The sequence below is a fragment of the Mucilaginibacter rivuli genome (assembly GCF_019391655.1).
GTDB lineage: Bacteria > Bacteroidota > Bacteroidia > Sphingobacteriales > Sphingobacteriaceae > Mucilaginibacter > Mucilaginibacter rivuli.
The window spans coordinates 358,310-385,101 of record NZ_JAHXPQ010000005.1 but is presented as its reverse complement, the minus strand read 5'-3'; the positions used below and the strand labels follow the sequence as shown (position 1 = coordinate 385,101).

16 protein-coding genes are annotated in these 26,792 nt (G+C 41.0%); 11 read left to right on the top strand and 5 right to left on the bottom strand.

Annotated features, from left to right (window positions below; all coding sequences use genetic code 11):
• Positions 1–76: 76 nt before the first annotated feature.
• The gene (locus KXQ82_RS14325; protein ID WP_219489076.1) at positions 77–1,147 is read left to right on the top strand and encodes an aminotransferase-like domain-containing protein; all 1,071 of its coding nucleotides are present in this window, start codon (positions 77–79) and stop codon (positions 1,145–1,147) included.
• Here KXQ82_RS14325 and KXQ82_RS14320 read toward each other — a convergent pair.
• The 4 genes from KXQ82_RS14320 to KXQ82_RS14305 all read right to left on the bottom strand — a co-directional run bounded on the left by KXQ82_RS14320 (position 1,144) and on the right by KXQ82_RS14305 (position 8,157).
• Positions 1,144–2,733, bottom strand: coding sequence for a hypothetical protein (locus KXQ82_RS14320; protein ID WP_219489075.1), 1,590 nt, complete (start codon positions 2,731–2,733; stop codon positions 1,144–1,146). The two genes, KXQ82_RS14325 and KXQ82_RS14320, sit on opposite strands and share 4 nt — an antisense overlap.
• Positions 2,734–2,741: 8 nt before the next feature.
• Positions 2,742–4,625, bottom strand: coding sequence for a glycosyltransferase family 2 protein (locus KXQ82_RS14315; protein ID WP_219489074.1), 1,884 nt, complete (start codon positions 4,623–4,625; stop codon positions 2,742–2,744).
• Positions 4,626–4,708: 83 nt separating this feature from the next.
• On the bottom strand, positions 4,709–6,790 hold the full coding sequence (locus KXQ82_RS14310) for a cellulose biosynthesis cyclic di-GMP-binding regulatory protein BcsB (protein ID WP_219489073.1): 2,082 nt from the start codon (positions 6,788–6,790) through the stop codon (positions 4,709–4,711).
• 20 nt (positions 6,791–6,810) lie between these two features.
• On the bottom strand, positions 6,811–8,157 hold the full coding sequence (locus KXQ82_RS14305; protein WP_219489072.1) for a sensor histidine kinase: 1,347 nt from the start codon (positions 8,155–8,157) through the stop codon (positions 6,811–6,813).
• A 71-nt stretch (positions 8,158–8,228) separates the two neighbouring features.
• Between KXQ82_RS14305 and KXQ82_RS14300 the strand changes: the two genes are divergently transcribed.
• From KXQ82_RS14300 to KXQ82_RS14290, 3 genes are all read left to right on the top strand, one after another.
• Positions 8,229–9,359, top strand: coding sequence for a glycoside hydrolase family 5 protein (locus KXQ82_RS14300; RefSeq protein WP_219489071.1), 1,131 nt, complete (start codon positions 8,229–8,231; stop codon positions 9,357–9,359).
• 50 nt (positions 9,360–9,409) lie between these two features.
• Positions 9,410–10,390 carry an acyl-ACP desaturase gene (locus KXQ82_RS14295; RefSeq protein WP_219489070.1) on the top strand — a complete coding sequence of 327 codons (981 nt, stop codon included), beginning with the start codon at positions 9,410–9,412 and terminating at the stop codon, positions 10,388–10,390.
• A 205-nt stretch (positions 10,391–10,595) separates the two neighbouring features.
• Positions 10,596–13,004: a TonB-dependent receptor domain-containing protein gene (locus KXQ82_RS14290; RefSeq protein WP_219489069.1), complete on the top strand. Its 2,409-nt coding sequence runs from the start codon at positions 10,596–10,598 to the stop codon at positions 13,002–13,004.
• Positions 13,005–13,138: 134 nt separating this feature from the next.
• On the opposite strand, the gene KXQ82_RS14285 is transcribed toward KXQ82_RS14290, so the two are convergent.
• Positions 13,139–16,528, bottom strand: a complete 3,390-nt coding sequence (locus tag KXQ82_RS14285; protein WP_219489068.1) for a methylmalonyl-CoA mutase family protein — start codon at positions 16,526–16,528, stop codon at positions 13,139–13,141.
• 179 nt (positions 16,529–16,707) lie between these two features.
• Here KXQ82_RS14285 and mnmL point away from each other — a divergent pair, with 179 nt between their 5' ends.
• The 7 genes from mnmL to KXQ82_RS14250 all read left to right on the top strand — a co-directional run bounded on the left by mnmL (position 16,708) and on the right by KXQ82_RS14250 (position 26,770).
• On the top strand, positions 16,708–17,664 hold the full coding sequence (gene mnmL / locus KXQ82_RS14280; RefSeq protein ID WP_219489067.1) for a tRNA modification radical SAM protein MnmL/YtqA: 957 nt from the start codon (positions 16,708–16,710) through the stop codon (positions 17,662–17,664).
• Between the two features lie 72 nt (positions 17,665–17,736).
• Complete coding sequence (locus tag KXQ82_RS14275) at positions 17,737–18,972, top strand: acyltransferase family protein (RefSeq protein ID WP_219489066.1); 1,236 nt, start codon at positions 17,737–17,739, stop codon at positions 18,970–18,972.
• 2 nt (positions 18,973–18,974) lie between these two features.
• A complete protein-coding gene (locus KXQ82_RS14270) occupies positions 18,975–19,982 on the top strand; it encodes a 3-oxoacyl-ACP synthase III family protein (protein WP_219489065.1) in 1,008 nt (335 codons plus the stop codon).
• Between the two features lie 4 nt (positions 19,983–19,986).
• Positions 19,987–20,676, top strand: a complete 690-nt coding sequence (locus KXQ82_RS14265; protein WP_219489064.1) for an SDR family NAD(P)-dependent oxidoreductase — start codon at positions 19,987–19,989, stop codon at positions 20,674–20,676.
• Positions 20,677–20,696: 20 nt separating this feature from the next.
• Positions 20,697–21,953 (top strand): acyltransferase family protein, encoded by a 1,257-nt coding sequence (locus tag KXQ82_RS14260; protein ID WP_219489063.1) that lies wholly within the window; start codon positions 20,697–20,699, stop codon positions 21,951–21,953.
• Positions 21,943–25,878: an acetylxylan esterase gene (locus KXQ82_RS14255; protein ID WP_219489062.1), complete on the top strand. Its 3,936-nt coding sequence runs from the start codon at positions 21,943–21,945 to the stop codon at positions 25,876–25,878. The genes KXQ82_RS14260 and KXQ82_RS14255 overlap by 11 nt, the downstream gene beginning before the upstream one ends.
• Before the next feature lie 16 nt (positions 25,879–25,894).
• Positions 25,895–26,770 (top strand): hypothetical protein, encoded by an 876-nt coding sequence (locus tag KXQ82_RS14250; protein ID WP_219489061.1) that lies wholly within the window; start codon positions 25,895–25,897, stop codon positions 26,768–26,770.
• Positions 26,771–26,792 lie beyond the last annotated feature (22 nt).

Genomic DNA, 26,792 nt, shown 5'->3' with positions numbered 1-26,792 from the left:
ACCAAATTTTTACCTTCCCTGGTTTATTCAATAATTATTTGGCTGTATCTTGACGCCTTCATCAGATAAATCTATTATGGAGCAATCTATTGACTTACAGCTTAATTATCCGCTAATCAGTAATCAGTCTGATATATTTAAGAATCTATTATTATCAGCTATAGATAAGGCCGATTCCCTGCTAACAGTAATTCCAACAGGTGGCAGATTAAAAGATAAAGAAATTGCCGGGCAGTGGTTATCGCAGGCCGGCTTTACAGTTGATCCGGTTGATGTATATATCGGTTCGGGAGGGCATCATTCAATAATAGTAGCATTATTGGCTGCAAAGCTGCAAAATAAAGCAGTAGTGGTTGAAGAGTTAACCTATTCTAACTTTAAATCAATTGCAAAGCTGTTTAATATTAAGCTTATAGCCTGTAATATTGATGAGCGCGGAATTATACCTTCACATTTGGCAGAGATATGCACGCTGCAAAAACCGGATGCTTTGTTTGTCGCGCCAACGGTTAATAACCCTATGGGCTATGTAATGCCGGTTGATCGCCGTAAGGAGATAGTAAATATTGCCCGGGCTCATAATTTGATCATTATTGAAGATGATGCCTATGGATTTTTGGAAGAAGCTATTTTGCCAAATTTCTTTCACCTGGCTCCCGAACGGAGCTTTTATATCTATAGTTTTTCCAAGCCGCTATCGCAAAGTATTAAGGCGAGTTACTTATTAGCACCAAAGCCATTTTCGAAAGGAGTAATTGATGCATTGAGATCAACAACTTCTAATAATTCGCCCATGCTGATGGAGGTACTGAACGATTATATAACATCGGGAGAGTTGATCAAACTTATTGATGAAAAACGGAGAGAAGGTTTTAAAAGGCAACAAAAGGTAAGGGAGTTATTAGCCGGGTACCAGGTTACGGGCCATAAAAATGGCTGGCATTTATGGCTTAATTTGCCTGATGGAATGTCTTCGGCCGGGTTTAACCAGCAATTGATAGCAGCTGGTGTGAAAATTGTGCCTTCTGTTGCTTATTCATCTATAGATGGGCTACATCAACAAGCTATACGGATAGCATTTGGCGGCGAAAGCGATTTTGATAAAGTGGTTGAAGGAATAGAAATAATTAAAAACCTGCTGGCCTAATTTCGCCCGGGATTTTTCTCACGTAATTTATAAATTATCCAATTATCGCTTTCGTAATTCCTATCCATCATAATGTTGTTTTTTGACTGCATTATAGCCTTATATTTTTCGTTGAGTTGGGTGTATCCGCCCACTTTGTTGGAGTTACTGGCAACTAAAATATAATCAACATAGGTACTTGGATTTTCTATCGCACTTAAAAAAATGTTTTGATAGGGTAGTGTTAGCTTTTGCATATTTTTAACAAAAGCAGCAATGGGGTAAGCATTCGCGTCATCAACCAATATCCTCGAGTTACGGGGCATACTGTTAATAAAGGCGGCCACATCAATATATTCATCGTATCGCGATTGATTTTCTAAGCCGTTATCTGGTTTAGGTTGTGTAGCAATTGCATAAAAGTTCTTTTCACTTTCAAAAAAGGAATTATTTAAATATGAATAGCCCGTAACCAATTCTACAACTATACAAGCGCCTATTGCATATTTGTAAATATTACTTTGCGATACTATATTGCTTTTAAATAATACTGCCATGAATGACATGAAGATAAAAATGAGGTAATATTGCTGAGAAAGAAAGTTATCAGGATATTCGATTTTTAAGAACTCTACTAATGCCAACGGTATCAAAAGTGTTAAAAGGTGCTGAATATTGTGACGTAGTAAAAAACCACCTAAAACTAAAAGCGGGCAATAAATTATAACCCTTACAGAAGTAAGGAAACTCACTTCGGGTAATTTATAATTATCTGTTGATGGCGTAACCGTACTTTCAAGCTTATTTACCAATACATTCCAGGTTGCATACGGATTATCCAAAAAGTAGTTAAAATCGTTGGCGTGTGTTTGGTTAAGTATTTTATAACACAAAATGGCAATTAAGGGAAGAATAAAAATGATAATATATACCGCAAAGGTTTTGTTTACCAGTTTACGCCTTAAAGAAGGGTTGTTGAAACTTAAAAACAACCTGAATATTGATTGCTTTTCGGCCAGGTTTAAACTTTGAAGCGATATGGATATAACCAACGGAACAAAAAATAAGGTCATCCAGATAAAGCGGTAATCGCAAAAAACTAAGGCAACCAGTAAAATACTGGATATGGAAATATGGAAAGTGGTATTTGAGTAGTAAAAACGGAATGTATTGTAAAAGAACAGGAAGAAAAATATGATGATGATGTATATACTTTTGCCACAGCCTGCCATATAAATAATACCCGGATGGAAGATGAAAAGGGCCAGCAAAACAAGCATATAGAACGGATCCTTCGTTGTTTTTAAAGTACATATCCCAATGATGAGGAATAGTACTGCTGTACCTATGGCCGATGCAATATACGGCGCCAGCGAATAGTTAAAAATAAAAGGCATTATACCATAAAAAGGTAGTATTGGTGCTGTTAGGCCAATAACCTTTAACCTGTTACCCATACCCTGGAATACAATGCGGGCTTTTTCTATGTAAAATAACGACTCGTGATTATAATAGCCTTTGCTGTGGATGTTTAAGCCCAGTACAAGGTAATATACCGCGAGTATTACACTCAGAAAAATCAGGTACGTAAGATCATTCTTTTTCATTACACATACTACAGGGTAGTGGTTGGGTTAGCATTGGTTTGACTGGTTTTACTTAAGCCATGGTTAGTTTTTTCCCAAAAGAAAGGATTAACTATAAGCTGGTATAAACCTTTATAAGCCGAAATAGAGTGCAATATCCAATAAACGGGGTTAGCTAATGAAAACAATATCAACTCGTAAAAACGGCGTTTAAATACCGCCATCATGTTAATATAAACCATTAGCACATTGCCAATTAACAGGTTAAATATGGAGATGAATAATACCCAGTTGGGGAATATGGCACTGATAAAAGAAAAATCGAACACCACGTAGGTGAAAAATATAAATAGCAATACGGGGTATATTAAAAAGGTTAAAGGTGTAGCACCGATAAAGAAATTAAAGCCTAAAAAGCCTTTAATACCTACTTTTTTAATGAGTTTTATTGGATTACGCATATGCACCAGGTAGGTTTGCATATAACCCTTTATCCAGCGTGAGCGTTGCCTTATCCAGTTAAAAGGCTCGTTGTTTGCTTCTTCGTAAGTAGTTGAGTTTACAATAGATACCTTGTAACCTTTTGAGTATGCACGCAAACCAAGGTCGGCATCTTCGGTTACGTTAAACGGATCCCAGCCACCTAATTCTATCAATTTATCTAACTTAAAATGGTTACTGGTACCTCCCAAAGGAATCGGTATATCAAGCGTATCCAGGCCGGGTAACATATAATCAAACCAGTAGGAGTACTCCAGCGTAAACATGCGGGTTAAAAAGTTTTCATTACGGTTAAAGTAGTTTAACGCGCACTGAATGCAGATATAGTGGGCCGGCAATTTCTCAAACAGGGTAATTACCTTTTTTAACTGATCGGTATCCGGGATGTCTTCGGCATCGTAAATGGTGAGGTATTTGCCGCGCGAAAAGTACAGGCCGTAGTTACAAGCTTTGGGCTTGGTTTTGGGCATATGGAACGGCACTATCACCACATCAAATATAGCGGGGAAGTTAAGGTCTTTTACGGCGTTGAGTGTTTTACTGTCATCCTCTTCTATCAGTAGTTTGATATCCAGTTTTTCGCGCGGATAATCTAAACTTTGAAGGTTCCATATCAGTTTTTTTATCAGTTTATCTTCTTTATAAACAGGTAACTGTATGGTATAAATGGGGAGATCATCGTCAACAACATTCCTAACCTCTTCGCGTGTTACTGCCTGGTGCATTTCGAAACGGGAGCCGAGTAACGCCAAAAACAACTTAAACACAATACTGATGAGGAAGAAAGAACTAACAACTACGTTTAAAACAATAGATACCGGTATAAAATTATAGAATAAAAAGAACACCGTAAGCGCGAACCCTGCAAACAAAAACACAAGCTGCTGCGTGGTAAAAGTAGTTGAAGCCGAATTTGCAGGGTCACTTTGCCTTAATGCGAAAACGGCCGATTTTACATAATTTTCGCCCAGTAGTTTATGACTGAGCCAGCAGATATCCAGATCAGATGCCAGGATAATGCGTGGTTCCATTTTGTAGGTTTCACGCACAAAATTGATAAACTCCTGGTCGGTAGGGTCGGCCATTAAGGTTACTACCTGGTTATTTTCAATACGTAAAGGCAGCGCAAAAAAGTTACAAACGTATTTCAGATCCAGCTTATTCAGTACTGCTTCATCAAAAGCTTCATCCCTAACTGTAGTATCGGCAAATGTATATCCGGCATTTATTAGCGAACGCTCATAATTTTTGCGGGATATGTAACCAAATGTTAAAGCGATCTTAATAAACGACAATTCAGATCTTTGCGAAAAATCATTTATCTCATCCAGGTTACTCCTGGTAATAAACTGGTCGTTTATCAGGATTTCGCAAACCGGAAGGGTCTCGTACATGGTATTGTTAAACGACATATTACCGATTTTTAGATCTGATTATTTATAAGCGGATGTATTTATTACATACATCCGCCTATGTTGAAGTGCTGCTGGCTTATTTATTCTACAAAAGATTCTTGTGATTTTTGTACCCTTGAACGTACATAAAGGAAGGATATCAATATCAGAACCAATATTACCAATAAAATGTACAGGTTATACGCCTCCCAGAATTTAGCGAACCCGCTTTTTGAGTCGGTGTATTCTAAGTTATCACTGTCTTTACTGATGTTGAACAGGTATTTATTGTTTGCATCGGATATACAGATGTTACTTGACAAGGTTGATAGCTGATCGGTGATAGCCTTGGCTGCTGATAAAAAAGCATCATCAAGGTGGCTGCCTGTACCCGTAATAATTAACGTGCCGTTGTTACCGCGGCCATAAAATATCTGTGCCAAACCGTTTGATACAGTATCATTCAATTCGTAAACAACTTTATTGTTCTCATTATTATAAAGCCTGAACGACCGGTTAAACTTAATAGGTGCATCCGGAAATTCAGACATTAGCTCATCATCTTTTGATAATAGAGCAATGATGTTGTTTTTCTTCAGGATGGATTTATCCAGGCGGTCAGAATAAACAAAGTCAGGATAGTTATCGGCATGCAGGTTATTATTGAGTTCATAGATTATTTCGCCTATGGTAGCAGCTGCGTAAGGAGCTGTTTTTTTACTCAATACAATGGTAGTTTTACCGGTGTTAAAGGCCTCGGGATATTGGTAAAAGCTCAGGTTATTTACAATAAAAGGAACCCTTGTTTGCAGGTATGACTGGCTTACGTTGATCTCGCCAAAGTAATTAATAAAGCTATTTTGGCAATTACCACTGCCTGGGTAAAACCTAAATTCGCACTCCAGTGTATTAAATTTTTGAAGCTCGTAACGGTTAATTAATGCCGTAGTATTTAATTTACCTGATGGGTCGAGTTTTTCTGTGCTAATCAGTATCCCGTTAAGGTAAATGTTAAAGAAACCCCGGTCTGATAGGTTTAAATTGCTATAGTTACCAACTATTTTAACCTCAATTTCTTTTGGTGTAAAGCTAAAATCGCTGTTTTTAAATTGGTAAACGGTTTTAAGCGCGCCAATACCTTCCATAAAGGCAGTTTGCCCACCCATATCTTTCAACGTAAGTTTCGATTTACTTTCGTCGATGGTTTTTACGTTTGTATTTTCAGCTTTATTAATGATGAGGTAATCGCCGTAGCTCGATTTAATAACGTTGCTGTTAGCTAAAGTAGTAATGGTGTTAATATAACCATCCTCGCCCTTTCCTGTTATAAATAGTATTTCTGTTGGTACAGGGCGTACTATCGGCGTTTTTATAAAAACTACCCTGGTACCTACCATTACATCGCGATACATGGTGTCAACCTTTTGTATAACAGATTTGCGCAAGTAAAGCAAGCCTTGTCCATCTTCGGGCGTCACCGCTATCAATTGTTTTCTTGATTCGGGCAGGTTATTGAAATTGCCCACCATTACATAGTTTGTTAAGCTATCGGGCATTTTATCCACCGAGTATACGCTGATAGGTTTTATCTGTGATTTTTTTAAACGCGAGTAAACCCAGCCCACGGCTTTTAAATCTGTTAGCGTAGGGTTTGATGGGTAAACGATAGCCGTTTTGGTATCAAAACAGTTTGATATGTTAACGTTACTGAAAAAATTAGAGTTCGTTTTGATTAAAGACAGGTATGAGTTGGCTTTAATTTTAACCCACATAGCCGGGTTATCAAGGTCTTTACATTTATCATCAGAAACGGATAACAATGTTCTGATCTGGATCTTTAAAAAGCGTTTATCTTCGGATAGGAACTCTTTTGATAAGTTAAGCGTGTAGCGCATTATCGAGTCACCGGTTAAACGGGTACTGTAAACGGGCTTATCACCAACTATAATATTGATAAACGAGCGGTTTCTGATCAGCACCTGCGATGGTTCGATAAATAATACCAGCTTGCTGCCATTAATTTCAACAGTAGGCTCTAACTTTATAAAGTATGATGTTGAGCCACTTACTCCCCCAATTACCTCATCCTCGCGGCCTAATGATTTAAAGGATACAATGCTCTGTGCCGATGATATTTTGGCAAGCAAGAGCAGGGAACACAATATTGTTGTAAATTTCTTCATTTTATTAGTTTGTGAGGGGGTTAGCTTATTACGTTAAATTCTACTCTGAAATAGTTGCCTTCATCATCGCTGCGATAGCTTAATTCGCCGCCCATGTCCTGGGCCATTAGTTTGGCTATTGATAATCCTAAACCCAGGCGGCTTTCAAAGCTGTTTGATGCATCATTAAGTGTTCTTAATTTGTTGAACATCAAGTCAAGCTCTTCCTGGCCAATAGGTATGCCCTTGTCAATAATTTCAAAAACAAACTTTTGGTGCTGCAGTGTGGTAACTACTTTAATATTATTATTGGTTTGCGAAAACTTAATAGCGTTTGACAGCAGGTTTTGAAACACCTGGCCGGCAAATACCTTATCTAAACGTACGTTTAAAGGCAGTTTTAAAATATTATCAACTAATTGAATATTTTTCATTTGTGCCGTTTCTACAAGGCCGCGTAAAACACGGTGTACTTCGGCATTAATGTCAAAAATTTCGAGGCTATATTTTATCTCCGGCGATTCGATCTCTTTTACATCCATCAATTTGGTAAGCATGTACTGCATCTTCTCGGCCGATTGAGAAATATAGTCAACAAACTCGCGCTGATCTGAGCTTAGGCGATAGTCTTCTTCCTTCACCATGTTGTTACTCATAATGATGGAGCCAATCAAATTTTTCAGATCATGACCCGCAATATTGATGAAGCTGTTTTTTTGTTCATCCATTTTGCGCAAACGATCATACTGCTCATCAATAATGCTGTTTTTCTGAATAATATCGCGATACTGATCTTTTAACTGGCTGTTTGATTTTTCTATCAGCAGTTGTGTTTTTACCTCGCGCTCCAATACTTTATAGCGGGCGTTTGGTATAAGGCATGATATTACCGATATGATAACGAAGAACTGCCCGCCGTTGGTAACAAAAATATCGAGCGTGTTATCACTAAATATCCTGAAAAATACGCCTAATAAGATAAGCGATATTAAGGCCTGTATAACCGAGTTAATAGGCTCCCAAAAAACCTGAACGTTAAAAAATAGTACAATTGCTGCGTAACTTAAAAAGAAAATGTTAAGTTGCTGTATATCTATTAGCGTACAAAGCATAGCGCCTATAATAGATATACACAGAAAGGCAAAGTGGAGCAGAATACGATAGTTATAGTTATTGCGTTGAAATAAATTATAGAGCATGTAAATCAACATGATTATAATTATTCTTGCAATAAAAAACTGAACCCAGAATTTGTTCAGGTAAACAAAATCAAGCACACTAAAAATAGGGAAAACGAAAATTATAGTCCAGACAATGTTATTGGTTAAATACCATGCCTTTTTAGAATTTTCGGCTGCCAGCTCTTCTTTATTTAATTGGACAAACATTGGTACAATGGTTTAGATTAATTTTTTTGCCAAATGTGATATAATATTTTGATGTTTAAAACACGACAACAATGAGGCTTTGCAAATACACAATTAAGATACTCATATTCTTAATACTTTTTCAGTTATTGCATATATCGCAACCAATACAGGCAAAAACCAGACCATGGGGTAAAACTTCGCGGGCCTGGTTGTTTAAACGTGCCGCCAGCCTGGATAATGGCATGAATATATCCTGGTTGGAACAAACCTGGAAGCGGGATTTTTTAAATGACAGTACCATAACCGATGCTGATTTTATGCTGTTAAAAAAGCTTGGATTTAAATCGATCAGGCTCCCGGTGGCGTTTAAATATTTCGAAAATAAAGGCATCCCGCTTAATGATGTTTTGTTACGCATTACCGATGTATTAAAGGAGTGCAAAAAATACAACATGACCTTGATAATTGATTACCACGCCGGGGAATTGAAAAATGATAATTACCTTACTGAAACCCCCAAAATCATCAATTTATGGCAAAAAGTGGCAAAAAATTATTTAAATGAAAGCCCTGATAAATTGTTTTTCGAAATATATAATGAGCCAACCATATCAGATGCGATATGGAAAGATGCCGCTTATAACATTGTTGAGGGGATAAGAAAAGTTGATAAAAAACGGACACTTTTAGTAGGTGCTTCAAACTATAATAGTATTTATGAACTGAGCCGTATGGTGCGTTTAGGTGATGAGAATATAATTTATTCCATTCATTTTTATGAGCCTTTTTTTTTCACGCACCAGGGAGCCGAGTGGATAGGCAATCAAGCGTCAACTGTCGGGGTGGCATTTCCATATAGTGTGGAAAATTTTCCAATACTTAATCCCAAAACTAAAAATACATGGGGCGAAACCAACTACTATAAATACCGGAATGACGGTAACGAACAATCACTGACAGATAAACTGAGAAAGTACATTTCTCCGTGGATAGAGAAGTATGATGTGCCTGTTGTTTGTACCGAGTTTGGCGCCTATAATAAATATGCCGACCTGCCCAGCCGGTGCCGCTACATTAAGGCTGCCCGCAAAACGCTTAAAACATTAAAAATACCCGGCATGATATGGGAGTATAATGACAACTTTTCTATTTTTGATGGAAAACCAAGCGAAGTGAACCTGCCCGACTGTATGAAAGAGGCGATAGATTACCACAAATGAAACTGGGTTATTAGGTTTTAATCGTTAACTTTGTTTATTAATATTTTTATATGAAATTTTTTGTAGAACAGCGAAGAGAAGTAATGCAGCACATTGAGCAATATATGCTCGAAAAAATGTTTACGTTTCTGAAACCTGTAGACGAAATTTGGCAGCCATCTGATTTTTTGCCCGACTCAACAAAGGATACTTTTTTTTCGGACGTTAAAGAATTGCGCGAAAGCGCCGGTGGTTTATCATATGACCTGTTGGCGGTTTTAGTTGGCGATACCATTACCGAAGAAGCTTTGCCTACCTATGAATCATGGTTGATGATGGTTGACGGCGTATCGCGCAATGAAGAAGGGGGCTGGATGAAATGGACCCGCCACTGGACAGCCGAAGAAAACCGTCATGGCGATCTGCTAAACAAATACCTTTACCTAACCGGCCGTGTGGATATGCGCGCCATGGAGGTATCAACCCAATACCTTATTGCCGATGGTTTTGATATCGGCACCGGCTCTGATCCTTACCGCAACTTTATATACACCTCGTTCCAGGAATTGGCTACAAATGTAAGTCACCGCCGTGTGGCCAGTTTGGCTAAAAAGGATGGCGATACCTTGCTATCAAAAATGTGCGGTGTTATCGCTGCCGATGAAATGAGGCATGCAAAAGCATACAAACATTTTATCGAAAAAATATTTGAGGTTGACCCAAATGAGGCCATGATAGCTTTTGAGGATATGATGCGCCAAAAAATTGTGATGCCGGCCCACTTCCTGCGCGAAATGGGCACCAAAATAGGCCAAACTTTTGGCCACTTTACTGATGCCGCCCAGCGCCTTGGCGTATATACCGCTATTGACTATGTTGATATTTTGAAGGAACTTATTGTTGACTGGAAGATAGAGCACATAGAAGGCTTGAGCGAAAGCGGCGAAAAGGCGCGTGATTATGTTTTGAAATTACCCGATCGCTTGATACGCATTGCCGAACGCATGAAAAACCCAAGCCTTGAGTATAAGTTTAGCTGGATTAGTATTTAAGCGCTAAATATTTAAAGATATTCTGATATCCCGGTTTGTAAATGCAGGCCGGGATATTTTTTTTTGGCTTATTTTATGAATTATGCAGGCTTAAGTTAAAATAAAGTTAATTATGGTTAAAGAGTGTTAATATTTCTGCAAAAGCTGTAACGTTTAAATATTATTGTCGTCCTATAGGTATAACATTAACGACATAAAAATTCCTGTGAAGAAAACATTACTCATCCTAACCTGTCTTTTTGTGAGCTACCTTTCAAACGCTCAAACATCAAAGCCGTTAACCATTAAAGGTACAGTTGCCGATTCGGTTAAGAAAGAATTGCTCAGCTACGTAACCATTACTTTACAGGATGCTGCAACAAGCCAGCAAATAAAAAGCGTTTTAACAAAAGAAGACGGCTCTTTTCAATTATCCGCTCCCAAAGATAAAGCCTATGCCATAGTTGTAGCTTTTGTAGGCTATCGTAATAAAACAGTAAAGGTTGATAATGAAAACCCTGATCTGGGCAAAATACTGTTATCAGCCACTACCAAACAATTAAGCGAAGTTTCCGTAACAGCGGCTAAACCTATTATTAAGCAAGAGGTTGACCGTATTAGCTATGATGTACAAACCGACCCCGAGAATAAGGTAATGACAGTTTTGGACATGCTGCGCAAAGTACCCATGATATCTGTTGATGCTACCGACAATATTAAACTGAAAGGCAGTGGCGATTATAAAATACTCATTAATGGAAAGGAATCGGCCCTGATAGCTAAAAACCCGTCGGATGTATTTAAGGCTATGCCAGCCAGCAACATTCAGAAAATAGAGGTTATTACCACACCACCTGCAAAATATGATGCCGAAGGTTTGGCGGGCATCATCAATATCATCACCAAAAAGAACGCTGATAACGGGTACAATGGCAGCCTTAACCTGCGTTACAGCGACCCATGGGGGCCAGGCTCAAATTTAAACCTTACATTTAAGCAGGGCAAAATAGGCTTTAATGGTTACGTGGGATACAATCATCAAAAGAATAATACTACAACATCGGGGAATACAAATAATGTGCTGATACCGGCACTAAGCCAATCTCAGGATGCAAGCCGTAGCCGTAACGGAGATAACCTGTATGGCAGTGGCGAGTTAAGCTATGAAATTGATACACTCAATTTAATAACCGCTGCGTTTAGCCAGTATCATGGTTCTAACAACAACATAAATGACCTTTCAGCTTCAGAGGTGAACAGTACAGGTACGCAATCTTACCGTTTAATTAACACGGGCAAGGGGACATATACGGGTTATGATATGGGCCTCAACTATCAAATAGGCTTTAAAAGAAACAAGGACCAACTGTTAACGCTATCTTACAAATACAGCCCATCATCAAATACACAAAATAATGATGCCCTGTATTCGCAAAAGATTAATACAGGGTCGCTCAATAATTTCAGGCAAAACAATAAGTCGGGTTCAAAAGATCAGACCATCCAGGTGGATTACGTGCAACCTTTTAAGGTATGGAGCATTGAAGCCGGTGCAAAAGCTATTTTGCGGAATAGCTATAGCGATTTTGAAAACCTGCAACAACTTACCGGCGCCGATTATACCATTGATACCAAGCAAAGCAATAACCTCGATTACCAACAAGATGTATATAGTATATATAACTCTTACCAGGCTAAATTTACCAATTGGGTATTTAAAGGGGGCCTGCGCATTGAGCACACAAGCATCAATGCTAACTTTGCTTCGGCAACAGGCAATACGCTCGATCAGCGTTATGATAACCTGGTTCCATCATTCTCAATGCAGCGCACGCTTACCAAAAACAGTAACCTCACCATGGGGTACAGCCAGCGCATAAACCGACCAGGTATTTGGCGCTTAAACCCTTTTGCAGATAAATCAAATCCTAAGTTTATTAATGTGGGTAACCCCGACCTGCAACCGGTTAAAAACAATAACATTGAACTGAGTTATAGCAATTTTGCTAAAGGGTCAATTACATTAAGCACTAATTTTGCCTTTGCCAATAATACCGTTCAAAACGTATTTAACTTTAACCCGGCCGATTCTGTAACCACATCAACCTACCAGAACATAGGTAAAAACAGGCGCTGGGGCTTTGACCTGAATGCCAACTATCCACTTACTAAAAAACTGAATGTGAATATCAATGCCGAATTGGTGCATGTATGGCTATCGGGTACGTATGGCGGAGAGTTTTATGATGCCAGCGGCAATCAGGGACACATATTCACCAGCACCAGCTACGCTTTTTTTGATACTTTTAAAATGGGTTTTAATGTTGATTACGATAGCCGCTACGTAATGCTGCAAGGTGTGGATAACGATTGGTTTGGATATTCTTTAAGTGCTAATAAGGACCTGTTCAATAAAAAGGCGACCATATCCGTGTACATAAACAATCCTTTCGAGAAAATTAAGCACTTGGATTACTTTACCTCAAGCAATAATTTTGTACAGAGTAACTATAACGATGTACTATCACGCCAAATATCTGTTAGCTTCCAATACAAATTCGGCAAGCTAAACAGCGAAGTGAAAAAGAACAAACGCGGTATTAATAATGATGATGTGAGTGGGAATAGTCATTAAATAACTCTACCAGTCATGCCGAATTTATTTCGGCACCCCATTATCTATTTCGCTTACAATGCATTGTTCGTTACTTAGCAAGTGGGGTGCTGAAACAAGTTCAGCATGACTTCTTTTTAACTACTCACCCAATATTACATATTCCTCCTATACTGCCCCCCAACCTCATATAGTGCATGAGATATCTGTCCCAGTGAACAATACTTACACGCTTCCATCAAGCTCTCAAAAATGTTCTCACCTGCTACTGCGGTATGTTGCAGGTCTTTTAGCAACTGTGGTGCACGGCTTTCGTTACGGTGCTGGAAGGCCTGCAATGCCGATATCTGGTATTGCTTTTCTTCTTCGGTTGCCCGGATCACTTCGGACGGGATAATGGTTGGCGAACCGTTCTTATTCAAAAAGGTGTTTACACCTACTATCGGGTATTCGCCGGTATGTTTCAGGGTTTCGTAGTACAACGATTCTTCCTGTATCTTGCCACGTTGGTACATAGTTTCCATCGCGCCAAGCACGCCGCCACGGTCGTTAATGCGTTTAAACTCGGTGAGTACGGCATTTTCTACCAGGTCTGTGAGTTCTTCTATAATAAAGGCGCCCTGTATCGGGTTCTCGTTTTTGGCTAAACCTAATTCACGGTTTATAATAAGCTGTATAGCCATTGCCCTGCGTACTGATTCTTCGGTAGGGGTAGTGATGGCTTCATCGTAAGCGTTGGTGTGCAGTGAATTACAATTATCGTAAATAGCGTAAAGTGCCTGCAGCGTGGTGCGGATATCGTTAAAGTCGATCTCCTGCGCGTGCAGCGATCTGCCGCTGGTTTGGATATGGTACTTCAGTTTTTGCGCCCTGTCGTTACCTTTATATTTGTTCTTCATGGCTTTTGCCCAAATGCGGCGTGCCACACGGCCGATCACCGAATATTCCGGATCGATACCATTACTGAAGAAGAAGGATAGGTTAGGAGCAAAGTCGTCAATATTCATCCCTCGGCTCAGGTAGTATTCTACGTAAGTAAAACCGTTGCTTAGGGTAAACGCCAGTTGGGTAATAGGATTAGCCCCAGCCTCGGCAATATGATAACCTGAAATAGATACCGAGTAAAAATTACGCACCTTCTCACTAATAAAATACTGCTGTATATCGCCCATCATCCGCAGCGCGAACTCTGTGGAGAAGATACAGGTGTTTTGCGCCTGGTCTTCTTTTAATATATCAGCCTGTACTGTTCCCCTTACGGTAGCTATGGCATGGGTGCGTATCTTTTGGTAAACCTCGACAGGTAAAACCTGGTCGCCGGTAAGCCCCAGCAACAATAAGCCTAAGCCGCTATTTCCTTCCGGGAGGGTGCCGTCAGTTGCACCATAATGAGGACGAGCCAGTTTCTTGTCATCATATTGGGCTTTAAAAGCAGCCTCGACTAAATGCTCCAGTTTGTTTTCAACAATGTACTTCTCACATTGCTGGTCAATAGCCGCGTTCATAAAAAAGCCAAGCAGCATAGGGGCGGGGCCGTTGATGGTCATGGATACCGAGGTCGCCGCATGGCACAGGTCGAAACCTGAATACAGCTTCTTCGCATCGTCCAACGTAGCAATGCTCACGCCCGAGTTACCTATCTTGCCATAAATATCGGGCCGCACATGCGGGTCTTCCCCGTAAAGGGTAACCGAATCGAAGGCGGTAGAAAGCCTGTGTGCAGGCTGCCCCAGCGACACATAATGGAAACGCTTATTGGTGCGCTCCGGCCCGCCCTCGCCCGCGAACATACGGGTTGGGTCTTCACCTTCGCGCTTCAGCGGGAACACGCCTGCCGCGTAAGGGAACTCGCCAGGTACATTCTCGGTGAGCAGCCAACGCAATACATCTCCCCATGCTTCATACTTTGGCAACGATATCTTAGGGATGCGTAATTGCGATAACGAGGTGTAGTAAAGCTGTTGTTTGATCTCTTTATCTCTAACCTTAAATATAAAGTTGTCAGCCTTGTAGGTTTCAACAGTTTGCGGCCATTCGCGTAACAGTCTGCGGCACTCGCCATCAAGGCTTTCTTCTAAATGTTTGTATATATCTTGTAGCCCTTGTACAAAATAGTTCCCCTCTTGAGAGGTGTTAGGGGTGTGTTTTTCCGAAAGTTCAATAGTTCCCTTTACCTGGAACATCTGCTGCGCTATTTTACACTGTGCATCCACCCACTCATTATATGCCGCGCTGCTCTCGGCAATTTCGGCAAGGTAGCGGGTACGGTCGGGGGGGATAATGTAAGATTTTTCTGCATCCTCATTTACCAACTCGTGTTTTATAGGCAGGTCAATCCCCGTTTTAGCTTTTATAGTTTTGATCAAAGCCGTAAACAGCGCGTTCATGCCCGGGTCGTTAAACTGCGATGCCATGGTGCCAAACACCGGCAAATCTTCATCCTTCGCATCAAAAAGCTGATGGTTGCGTTTGTATTGTTTCTTTACATCGCGCAAAGCATCAAGCGCGCCGCGCTTATCGAACTTGTTCAGCACCACAATATCCGCGAAGTCGAGCATGTCTATCTTTTCCAGCTGCGTGGCCGCGCCAAACTCTGGCGTCATCACATATAACGACAGGTCGCAGTAATCGGTGATCATCGTATCTGATTGCCCGATGCCCGATGTTTCTACGATGATCATATCATAACCTGCCGCTTTGCAAATATCAATAGCTTCCTGCACATATTTGGATAAAGCCAAATTAGCCTGCCTCGTGGCAAGCGAGCGCATGTACACCCGCGGACTATTGATCGAGTTCATCCGGATCCTGTCACCCAACAAAGCACCACCCGTTTTACGTTTAGATGGGTCAACAGAGATAATGGCTAATGTTTTATCCGTCTCCATTAAATACCGGCGCACCAGCTCATCCACCAGTGATGATTTACCCGCGCCACCAGTACCGGTAATCCCCAACACGGGTATATCCTTATCGGTTATCTTTTTTAGTTCGGTGAGGAAGCCCGCGTTAGATGGATAGTTTTCCACCACGCTTATCGCGGTAGCAATGGCTTTATTATCTTTTTTAGGCAAATATTTTATTTCGCCATTCAAATGAGATGTAATGGGCGTATCGCACTTCATCATCATGTCGTTTATCATGCCCTGCAGGCCCATATGCCTGCCGTCGTCGGGCGAGTAAATGCGCGCGATACCGTATTCCTGTAGCTCTTTTATTTCGTGTGGAAGGATAACCCCGCCGCCGCCGCCAAATATTTTGATATGCCCGGCGCCGCGTTCTTTCAACAGGTCGTACATGTATTTAAAATACTCAATGTGCCCGCCCTGGTAACTTGTCAAGGCAATGCCCTGCACATCTTCCTGTATGGCACAGTTCACCACCTCATCCACCGATCGGTTATGCCCCAGGTGTATTACCTCCGCCCCGCTGCTTTGCAAAATACGGCGCATAATATTGATGGTAGCATCATGCCCGTCGAACAACGAAGTTGCGGTTACAAAGCGAATTTTATTCTGCGGTTTATAAACGGAAATGGCATCCATGCTATAATTGGTTATAAATACAAAATTAACCAATTTTTGTGAGATAGGTTAGTAGATAGAAGCAAGAATCAAGATGCAGGAACCAAGACTGAATAATTGGATAGTATTTGAAAGGTCTTGGTTTTCATGTCTTGGCTCTTGATTCTTGCCTCTTGATTCTATTCCGTATCTTTGCGGCAATGCAAGCAGAAGTAACACCGGTAGCCGAGGGTTTTAAATCTTACAATAATTACGGCGCATGGCTACGAAAGAAATACAATGGCCAACGCGTTTTTAAAGTAATTGTAGATGGTAATTTTACCTGCCCCAATCGCGATGGCTCCAAAGGATTTGGTGGTTGTACCTATTGCAATGTCGATTCATTTACGCCTTCAGTCTCCCGCGAAAACCCAAGTATCCGCGAACAGGTGATAAAAGGGATGGAGCGTGCCCGAAAAGGCAATAAGGCCGATAAGTTCATTATCTACTTCCAGCCCAACACCAACACTTATGCCCCCACTCATTATTTAAAAATGTTGTACGATGAGGCGCTGAGCATTGAGCCCGAAAACATAGTTGGCCTATCGGTAGGTACCCGGCCGGATTGTATCGACGCGGAAAAGATAGCCTTGCTGGAGAGTTATACCGACAGGTTTGATGTTGACCTGGAAATGGGTATGGAATCTATTTACGATGAAACCCTTGCCCAGCTTAACCGGGGCTGTACGCACGGCGAGCTGATTAACGCTTTAGAACTGGTTAAAAACTCAAAACTGGATATCTGCGTGCACACCATCTTTGGCCTTCCCGGTGAGAGCCACGAGATGATGCTGAAGTATGCCGACGAGATCAACCGCTTCCCGCAGATAAAGTTCGTTAAGTTTCATCACCTGCATATAGTTGAAGGCTCTATTATGGGCGTTAAATATAAACGCGAACCCTTCAAGTTGTTCAGCCTGCCCGAGTATGCCGATTTTTTATGCGAACTGCTTCCCCTGGTTCGCGAAGACATTGTGATACAGCGTTTATTCGGTCTGTCAGACCGTGATCTGCTCATCGCTCCCAACTGGCAGCTCAAAAAATCAGAAATTCAACATTTTATCGACGAAACTATCCGTAAAAGAGGGATTATTCAAGGTTCTGCATTATCTTTATAGGCGTACATCCAATATTAATGGTATTGGTTTTGCAAAATAACTACCTACTATACTATTAGTAAAAATACAGTTTTGTCTCAAAAACCGCTGCAAAATTACATCCCGGCATTAACAGGCGTAAGGGCACTGGCAGCATACCTTGTATTCATATCTCATTTCCACTATGTTTTTGATGAAAATCTTCCCCATTTTGTGCAACGTTTTTTCCAGGAGTTCCACATCGGGGTAACCATATTTTTTGTACTCTCCGGTTTTTTGATCGCCTTCCGGTATTATGATAATTTTTCTTTAACAACAGATTGGTTTAAACAATACTTGAAAAACAGGGTAGCGCGTATCTATCCTATGTATTTTTTATTAACTATAGGAGCGTTCATTTCTTACTATATTACAAAAGACGGTGCTATTTTAAATGGATTTAACCACCCGGTAGGTGTGTTTTTGATGAATATCACTTTTGTGCGTGGCTTTTTCGACCAGTTTAAATTTACAGGTATAGGGCAAGGCTGGTCGCTCACAGTCGAAGAATGCTTTTATTTTTCGGCCCCGCTCATGTTTTTCGCGGCCAAAAAATGGGGCCGCTTTTACCTGCAGCCCTTTATTATTACAGGTTTTGGCTTTGTTTTGGTATTGATATTCAGGAACGTTAACTGGTATGGTTTCTTTGGCAACTTTACTTTTATGATGTTGAATACCTTTTTAGGGAGGTGTTTTGAGTTCTTTGCAGGGATATTATTGGCACTGTTTGTAAAGCGTAAAGGGTTTGAGCGTAGCAACAAGTTAATGTTTACGTATATCGGCTTTTTTATGATCTTCTTTTGCGTGTGGATCATGTCGGTGCTGCCTGTTTTACCGGGGCAGGAGTACGGTCAGCAAAACCCTTTAGGTATCATTACCAATAACTATTTGCTGGCGGCATCCATTACATTGTTCTTTTACGGCTTGCTAACCGAGCAAAGTGGTTTAAAAAAGGCATTGGCTACTCCCTTTATCGAACTGCTGGGCAAGGCATCGTATATATTTTACCTGGTTCACTTAGGTTACATATATAACATGTTGCTGGCATCAACAAACTGGTTAAACGAAAAGGTTTTTGCCTTATATGATAAATGGAATGTTGATTGGGTATCGCCATTCCAAAATGATGTTTTGAACCTGGTGTTCATATTCATTGCCCTTAATGCTATATCAATAGTACTGTATTTAAATGTTGAAGAAAAGTTAAATCATTATATACGCAGATCGGGATTTTTAATAGCCCCAAAACAACACAAGGCCGAAACTATAATCACAATTAATAACGAATAACAATGGGAGTAGCAATTAAAAGCATTAGTCATTTTATACCGGAAACCCGGGTTACTAACGAAGAGTTGGGTGCCCGTTTAAATATGGACAGCGCAGTCATCGGCGAAAAAACGGGCATATTTGCAAGGCGTATTTTTAACGAGGGCGCTACTTCTGATATGATCGTAAACGCGGCTAAAGTTTGTTTGGCACAGGCCGGTATGGATGTGTTGGATGTAGAGTGTATTATCGTAGCTACCATGACCGCCGATTTCCCCTGCCCTTCAACAGCCGCGGTGGTACACCATAAACTGGGTACAAAAAATGCCTGGGGCTTTGATGCCATGGCGGCCTGCAGCGGTTTCCTTTATGGTTTCGAGATCGGTTCGGCATTATTAAACTCAAAACAATATAAAAATGTATTGCTTTGCGCGGCTGATAAAATGACCAGTATTATCGATCCGATGGATAAAAAGACATCGCTGATATTTGGTGATGGTGCGGGCGTTGTTTTATTGGAATATACTGATGATGAACATAACGAGATCATCGATACCATTTGTAAACTGGATAGCACCGATCTGATGAGTGTATCAGCATCACACGGTGGCAGCAAAAACGCCATGACACAAGAGAGCCTTGAGCATACCGATCACATGATGAAATTTACATCGCGCGGTATCTTCAGTGGTGGTATCGCCTTGTTTAAAGAGGTGATATTAGAAGTAATGGAAAAGAACAACATTACGTTTGATGATATAGATTACTTTGTACCCCACCAGGCTAATAAACGCATGCTCGAAGGTTTGGCAGCCGAGTTGAACCAGCCTATCGAAAAATTTGTGATCAATATCGAAAATATCGGTAATACCAATTCGGGTTCGGTGCCTATCGCATTGTCGGAATCTATAGCCGATGGCCGCATCAAACCGGGCATGAAGATCATTGTTGCCGGTGTTGGCGCGGGTTTTACTTACGGCGCATCTATCATCGAGATAAAAAAACCTATTATTTACACAGAGGTAGTTTAATATAATGTATTTACTAACAGGCGCATCAAAAGGTATTGGCAGGCATTTGCTAGAAAGGTTGGTTGAAACAACCGATGAGCCTATTGTTGCATTTTATAACAGCACCCTGCCTGATCTGCAACACCCTAACGTAGAGTGGTGTAAGGTTGACCTGAGCAGCTTTGAAGAAACCGAGCGCTCATTGGGCGCTATTAAAACACCGCTTGTTAATATCAAATTTATTAACTGCGCGGGTGTTAGCTTTAACGCGGTAATGCATAAATTTCCCGAACTGGAATGGGAGAAATTACTGCACGTTAACTTAACCTCAACGTTTTATATTTGTAAATTGCTGCTGCCCTATATGCGTACCGAAGGTTATGGCCGCATCGTATTCATATCATCAGTAGTGGCGCAAACAGGGGTGGTTGGGGCTTCGGCTTATGCGGCAAGTAAATCGGGCTTGTGGGGATTGATGAAAACTTTGGTGCAGGAAAACGCCAGCAAGGGCATTACCTGTAACACGCTGAACCTGGGTTATTTTAACACAGGTTTGATACGCGAGGTACCCGAAAAGTATTTGGAAGACCTGAAAAACCGCATCCCTAACAAAGCGCTGGGTAACCCCGATGATATTTTTAAAACCATCCAATTGCTGATGGATACAACATACATAAACGGCAGCTGCATTGATATTAACGGCGGCTTATATTAACAATAACACATAGAACAGTAATGTCCGACAAAGGAAAACAAAAATTCTTCCCCGCACTAACAGGTGTTCGCGCGCTCGCAGCTATTTTGGTTTTTGCCACACATGCCGGGTATATTTTGGCGGCTTCGGCAGGGGCAGGGGTACAGCGTTACTTTAACGAGCTGAGTATTGGCTTACCGATGTTTTTTGTGCTGACAGGTTTCCTGATCACCGTGAGGTACTATGATAATTTTGAGTTTACCATGAAATGGGCCAAAAAATACTGGATAAGCCGCGCAGCCAGGCTTTACCCCATGTATTTTATTTTTACTGCAGCCGCGTTTATTTATTGGTACAGCGATAGGGGTAATCAAAGCGCCATTATAGGCGATGCAAATCACCCGTGGTTCACCCTGTTTTTAAACTTTACCTTTTTACGCGGTTTTTTTGACAATCTTAAGTTTACAGGCGTAGGCCAGGGCTGGTCAATAACCGTGGATGTGTTGTTTTATGTAATAACGCCTGTCGTTTTTTGGTTGGTTAAAAAGAAAAAGTTTTTTTACTGGCAGCCGCTGGTATACCTGCCATTAGGTTATCTACTGGTATTTATCTTCAAAAATTTCGATTGGTTTGGCTTTATGGGCAACATCGTGTTTATGTTGTATTACACCTTTTTTGGCCGTTGTTTCGAGATATTTTTTGGGATGTGGCTGGCACTTAATTATCATAAAATAAAGCTGAATCCTAAAATAAAGGTTACCTATATCGGCTTTGTGCTGATGTTTGTTTGTGTATATTTCTTTTCATTAATACCGCTTGGTCCTAACGAAGCCTTCGGCATCAAAACCTATACAGGTATGATATTGGATACCGTTTTATTAACCCCGGCAATTATACTCTTCTTTTTGGGGTTGATACGCGAAGAAACAGTGATGCAAAAAGTGTTATCGAACAAATTTGTAGAGTTGTTGAGTAATGCCTCTTTCTTATTTTACCTGATACATTTAGGCTTCATCAATAACTTTTTGCACGAAGGTATCAACTGGTTAAACGATTGGACATTCGCGTTTTACGATAAACACGGCTTAGACTGGCACTCACCTTTCGAGTATGATCAGTTGAACATATTTTATGTGTTTTTTGGTTTGTTAGCAATATCGGTAGCGATATATAAGTTTATTGAAGAGCCATTGAATAAAAGGATAAAAGACTTTTTGTGGAAAAGATCAGGTGGGGCGCATGCAGTTAAAAAACATGCCGAAGTAGAACAAACGGTAGTTTTGAGTGATGAAAAGTAATTTTAAAGTATTTGTTTTATTGGCGGTATCCTTGCTTGCAGGGATGTGTTTTGGTAATGGCGCATTTGCGCAAACCAGGCCTAAAACCACTGTTAAACCTAAAGTTGTAAAGGCACAGCCCGAAGAAGCGAAGGTTACCGAAGAGGTGATCATCAAAGAACGGGCTGCCGATAAAAATTCTATTTTTAAAAGGGGGGATACCATAAAATACGGTATCGATTTTAAGAACACATACAATATAGACCAGGTTGGGCATATATCATATGCCATTACCGATTTCAAAAACAACCTGATCACAAAAAAGGCATTCCCTATAACTATCCCCGCAAAGGGCAATACCCATGTTCAGTTGGATATGCCATCGCAACCGGCAGGCTTTTATAAGGTGAATTTTATGCTTAACACCAATGATGACGATGATACCGTTCGCCGTGTTTTTGGTGTAGATACGGCCAGGGTAGTATCGCCCTATAAAGTACCCGATGATTTTTGGCCCTTTTGGGACAGGACAAAGGCAGACCTTGCAAAGGTAGCCCCGCAGTTTAAGGTAACGCCAATGCCAGGCCTCTCCAAAGGAAACGATGAGGTATTTTTGGTGGAGATGAAATCGTTGGGTAATTTAACCATCCGCTCCTGGATGACCTTGCCCAAAAACCGTAAACCGGGCCAAAAACTACCGGTGTCTATCGCCTTTCCGGGCTTTAACAGCGAGATGAAACCCACCTATGGCGTATCAGGTATAGCGTATATTGGTATAAATGTGCGTGGATATGGCAACAGCCGTGATGTGATCAATCCCAAAAACCATGACGACCTGATTAATATTGGTGTAGAAGATAAAGAGACTTACGTATTTAAGGGCATCATGATGGATTGCGTGCGGCTTATCGATTTTATCTGCAGCCAGGACTATCTCGATTCTAAAGCGATATTTACTACAGGCGGTAGTTTGGGTGGCTATCTATCGCTGGCTACAGCGGGCCTTGATGACAGGGTGACCATTTGCTCAGGCGATAATCCCGGTTACCCGGATATCAGGGCGATGAGTTCGGAAGTATTTCCTATCAATACCATGAAGTACTATGCCAAAGACAAAGGCATGGACTTTGAAAAATGTTTAAAAACTTGGGATTATTATTGCTTAAAGGGTTTTGCACAACATATAAAATGCCCGGTGGTAATGGGTATTGGTTTACTGGATAACTTTATTGCCCCGGCAGCTTCCATGCATGCCTGGAACAATATCCCATCTAAAGACAAAAAATTGTTCATTTTCCCTAACCTGGCACACGAAGTAGGGCCCGAACAGGGTATATATGTTGGCGGCTGGGTATATCAGAAATTAAAGGTTTATGAAAAGTGGATAGCGTTTAACAAACCCGAAGCCATGCAACCTTTGGCTGTCCCTAAAGTTGACCCCAATGCTGAGGTGATTGACCTTATTGAACATCCATTAACAAAAAGTGCGGTGTATAAAAGCAGTAGCCCTGTAACATATACTGTTGATGTAAAAAGCAATTTTAAAACTACTCAGTCGGGTAAAATATCGTATGCTGTAACCACGCACGATGGTAAACCTGTAGCGCATGGCTCACAACCTGTAACAGTTGAAGCCAAAGCTACTAAAACGGTATCGTTTGAAATACCGGCGCAAAGTACCCCGGGTTATTATAATATCAGCTTCATGATCAATACATCGCGCTATGATGATACCCTGCGCCGTGCTTTTGCTGTTGATACGAATAAGATAATGGCCACCAATACAAAACCTGCAGATTTTGATGCCTTTTGGAACAAGGCTAAAAAAGAGCTGGCCCAGGTAGCGCCTAAATACAAAGTGACAGAAATGCCCGACATGGAACACAACGATAAAGTGTACCAGATAGAGATGCATTCGTTAAACGATATCGTTATCAGGGGCTATATGGCTTTGCCAAAAGAAATACATCCCGGCCAAAAACTGCCTGTAAGTTTATACCTGCCCGGTTATGGCAACGGTGCAAACCCTTTGGTGGCTACCCCCGGTATGGCATTATTAAACCTGAGTGTACGCGGCCAGCCTATGAGCGATGACGTGATAAAACCCGGTCGCGAAGAATACATCAGTACCGATATTGAAGATAAGAACAAGTACATTATGCGTGGTGTGCTGATGGATTGTGTGCGCCTGGTTGATTTTGCATGCAGCAGGCCCGAGATCGACTCGACAGCCATTTATGCTTCGGGTGCAAGTATGGGTGCTTACCTTGCGTTAAGCTTATCCGCTTTAGATAAAAGGGTGACGATAACCACAGCAAGTAACCCGGTGTTTTCTAATTTCAGGGATCTGGCTGTTGAAAGTAAATCTTTCCCGATAGGAGCGGTAAAACTTTATGCCGAGGATAAAGGCTTAAAAATGGGCGATCTTTTAAACACACTTGATTATTTCGACCTTCAAAACTTTGCCGGGAATATTACCGCGCCAACAGTTGTGGGTATTGGTATGCTTGATAACCTGGCTCCGCCAACCCCTACCACCAAAATGTTCAATGCCATTAAGGGTAATAAAAAATTGTTTGTTTTCCCTACGATGGCGCATGAAATTGGAGCTGATATGAATGGCTACGTTGGCAAATGGGTTTACGAAAAGCTGAATATCTGGAACAGGTACCTGGCATTTAACAAGCAGGACGCGGCTGACAAGGTTAAAGAAGCCGAGTCGGGCAGCGAGTCGGTAGTTATTATTGAGCACCCCGGTAATAAGGAAGCTGTGTTTAAAGCGAATAGTATTGTTGATTATAATGTTGACCTGAAAAACAATTTCTTTAAAAAGGTTGACGGCACATTTAGCTATTTTGTTTATACCGATGATGATAAACTGATAAAGAAAGACACTGTAAAAGTTAGTATTGATTCGCGTGGTACAAGGCGTATGCATGTTGAAGTACCGCCGCAAAAAACAGGCTTTTACAAAATAAACTTTGCTATAGATGTTGGCGATTACGATGATACACTAAAACGGGTTTTTGGGGTTAATATAGAAGCTATACGCTCAACTTACCCAAGGCCGGCAGATTTTGATGCTTTTTGGGACAGAACCAAAAAAGAACTTGCTGCTATACCGCCACAATTTAAAATGACGGAGCAACCCCAAATGGAAACCGGGAATGGTAAAATATACCTGGTTGAAATGCAATCGTTGGGTAATATCACCATAAGGGCGTGGTTAACCGTACCGAAAGACAGGAAGCCGAAAGAAAAATTGCCGGTGTTTATACAACTGCCGGGCTATGGTAACGCCATGGTGCCGGCGGCTGAATCGGGTGGGATGGCCTTTTTTGCACTTAATGTGCGTGGGCAGGGTAATAGCCGCGATGTGATACACCCGCAGCGTGAGGAATATATAGGGTATGACCTGGATGATAAAGACAAATATATTTACAGGGGATCTATAATGGATGCTATGCGCCTGATAGATTTTGTGTATGCACATAGCGATATGTTTGATACCGAGTCGATATTTGTAACAGGTGGTAGCCAGGGCGGGTACCTTACACTTTGCTTAGCCAGTCTTGACCATCGCGTTTCATTATGCGAGGCCGAAAATCCGGGTTATATTGATCTGAAAATGCCATATTATAAAGATAAATGGCCCATGACGGTATTTCGCGACGTTGCCGACCAAAAGGCTATTAAAGTAGAAACGCTGTTGGATAATTTTGAATATTTTAACCTCAAGAATTTTGTTCAGAACATTAAATGTAAGGTTATTGTAGGTATTGGTTTATTGGATCCGCTGGTGCCGCCAACAAACGAGATGATTATGTATAACAGCATTACCGCATGGAAAAAACTATTCATTTTCCCTAATCTTACACACGAGGTTGGCCCCGAATTGGGTAGCTATAAAACCAAGTGGATGATAGATGAGCTGGGTGCATTTTAACCCTTATACAAACCCGATGGATATATCTTTTAATAAATCACTTAACAATACAACAAAGCATGTAAAGACGGTGTTTATCACAACAATTACCTTGCTGTTTGTGTTAAGCAGTATGGTAACTTATGCAGGTGGTAGGCCTGTAGGTAAAAGAAGGTTATTTATCAGTTTGGGAACATCGTATTTTTTTAATGATAAATACTCCGATCAAAATAAGGAGGTGCAAAAGTATCTTAACAATGGCCGCAACCAGTCGCTATCGGCATCGTTAAGTGCCGAATATGGGTTTTCGCGGCGTGTATCGCTTATCGCGTCGGTGCCGTTTGTATCCAATACCGTGAAAAGCGATATCTCATCAAATACGATAAACACACTTGGCGACGGGCAGATAGGCATGCGTTACTACATTGCCAATATTAGTTACCGCACTTACTTTTCAATTCAAACCAACCTTATTTTTCCGCTATATGTAAATACCGATGCAGTAAACCGTGGCTACGGCAAATTGGGATCAAGCATTACCCTTGCGGGATCGGGCGATTTTAAGTTGTTTGATAAAGGTTTCTTTTTTGAAACAGACCTGAGCACAAGTAAATATTTTGGTGGCGATGCTCCATTTCAGGCTACTTTAACAAGTTCCATCGGCTTTTCCATAAGCAAGTATTATCAGCTTTCCTTATCCGAGTCATCAGCAATATCATACAGTATCACCAAAGACCTCAACCCGCTGAGCCCATCGCCGGCAAAGGATTTTTCGTCAAACCAGGTAACTGCCGGTCTTTCGAGGGGTTTAGGTAAATCCAGGAGTTTATCGTTGAGTTATACTACCTTTATAAGCGGCCGTAATACAGCCATAGGGCAAAGTATTTCGCTGGGATATGGTTTTAAATACTAATAAAACTTAAACGCGCTACCAC

Bases quoted from the DNA above. Each gene is read 5' to 3' on its own strand.
- KXQ82_RS14265 (WP_219489064.1), top strand. From the start codon at position 19,987: ATGTATTTACTAACAGGCGCATCAAAAGGTATTGGCAGGCATTTGCTA.
- KXQ82_RS14320 (WP_219489075.1), bottom strand. From the start codon at position 2,733: ATGAAAAAGAATGATCTTACGTACCTGATTTTTCTGAGTGTAATACTC.
- KXQ82_RS14285 (WP_219489068.1), bottom strand. From the start codon at position 16,528: ATGGATGCCATTTCCGTTTATAAACCGCAGAATAAAATTCGCTTTGTA.
- KXQ82_RS14300 (WP_219489071.1), top strand. From the start codon at position 8,229: ATGAGGCTTTGCAAATACACAATTAAGATACTCATATTCTTAATACTT.
- mnmL (WP_219489067.1), top strand. From the start codon at position 16,708: ATGCAAGCAGAAGTAACACCGGTAGCCGAGGGTTTTAAATCTTACAAT.
- KXQ82_RS14250 (WP_219489061.1), top strand. From the start codon at position 25,895: ATGGATATATCTTTTAATAAATCACTTAACAATACAACAAAGCATGTA.
- KXQ82_RS14295 (WP_219489070.1), top strand. From the start codon at position 9,410: ATGAAATTTTTTGTAGAACAGCGAAGAGAAGTAATGCAGCACATTGAG.
- KXQ82_RS14305 (WP_219489072.1), bottom strand. From the start codon at position 8,157: ATGTTTGTCCAATTAAATAAAGAAGAGCTGGCAGCCGAAAATTCTAAA.
- KXQ82_RS14270 (WP_219489065.1), top strand. From the start codon at position 18,975: ATGGGAGTAGCAATTAAAAGCATTAGTCATTTTATACCGGAAACCCGG.
- KXQ82_RS14310 (WP_219489073.1), bottom strand. From the start codon at position 6,790: ATGAAGAAATTTACAACAATATTGTGTTCCCTGCTCTTGCTTGCCAAA.
- KXQ82_RS14315 (WP_219489074.1), bottom strand. From the start codon at position 4,625: ATGTCGTTTAACAATACCATGTACGAGACCCTTCCGGTTTGCGAAATC.
- KXQ82_RS14260 (WP_219489063.1), top strand. From the start codon at position 20,697: ATGTCCGACAAAGGAAAACAAAAATTCTTCCCCGCACTAACAGGTGTT.
- KXQ82_RS14325 (WP_219489076.1), top strand. From the start codon at position 77: ATGGAGCAATCTATTGACTTACAGCTTAATTATCCGCTAATCAGTAAT.
- KXQ82_RS14255 (WP_219489062.1), top strand. From the start codon at position 21,943: ATGAAAAGTAATTTTAAAGTATTTGTTTTATTGGCGGTATCCTTGCTT.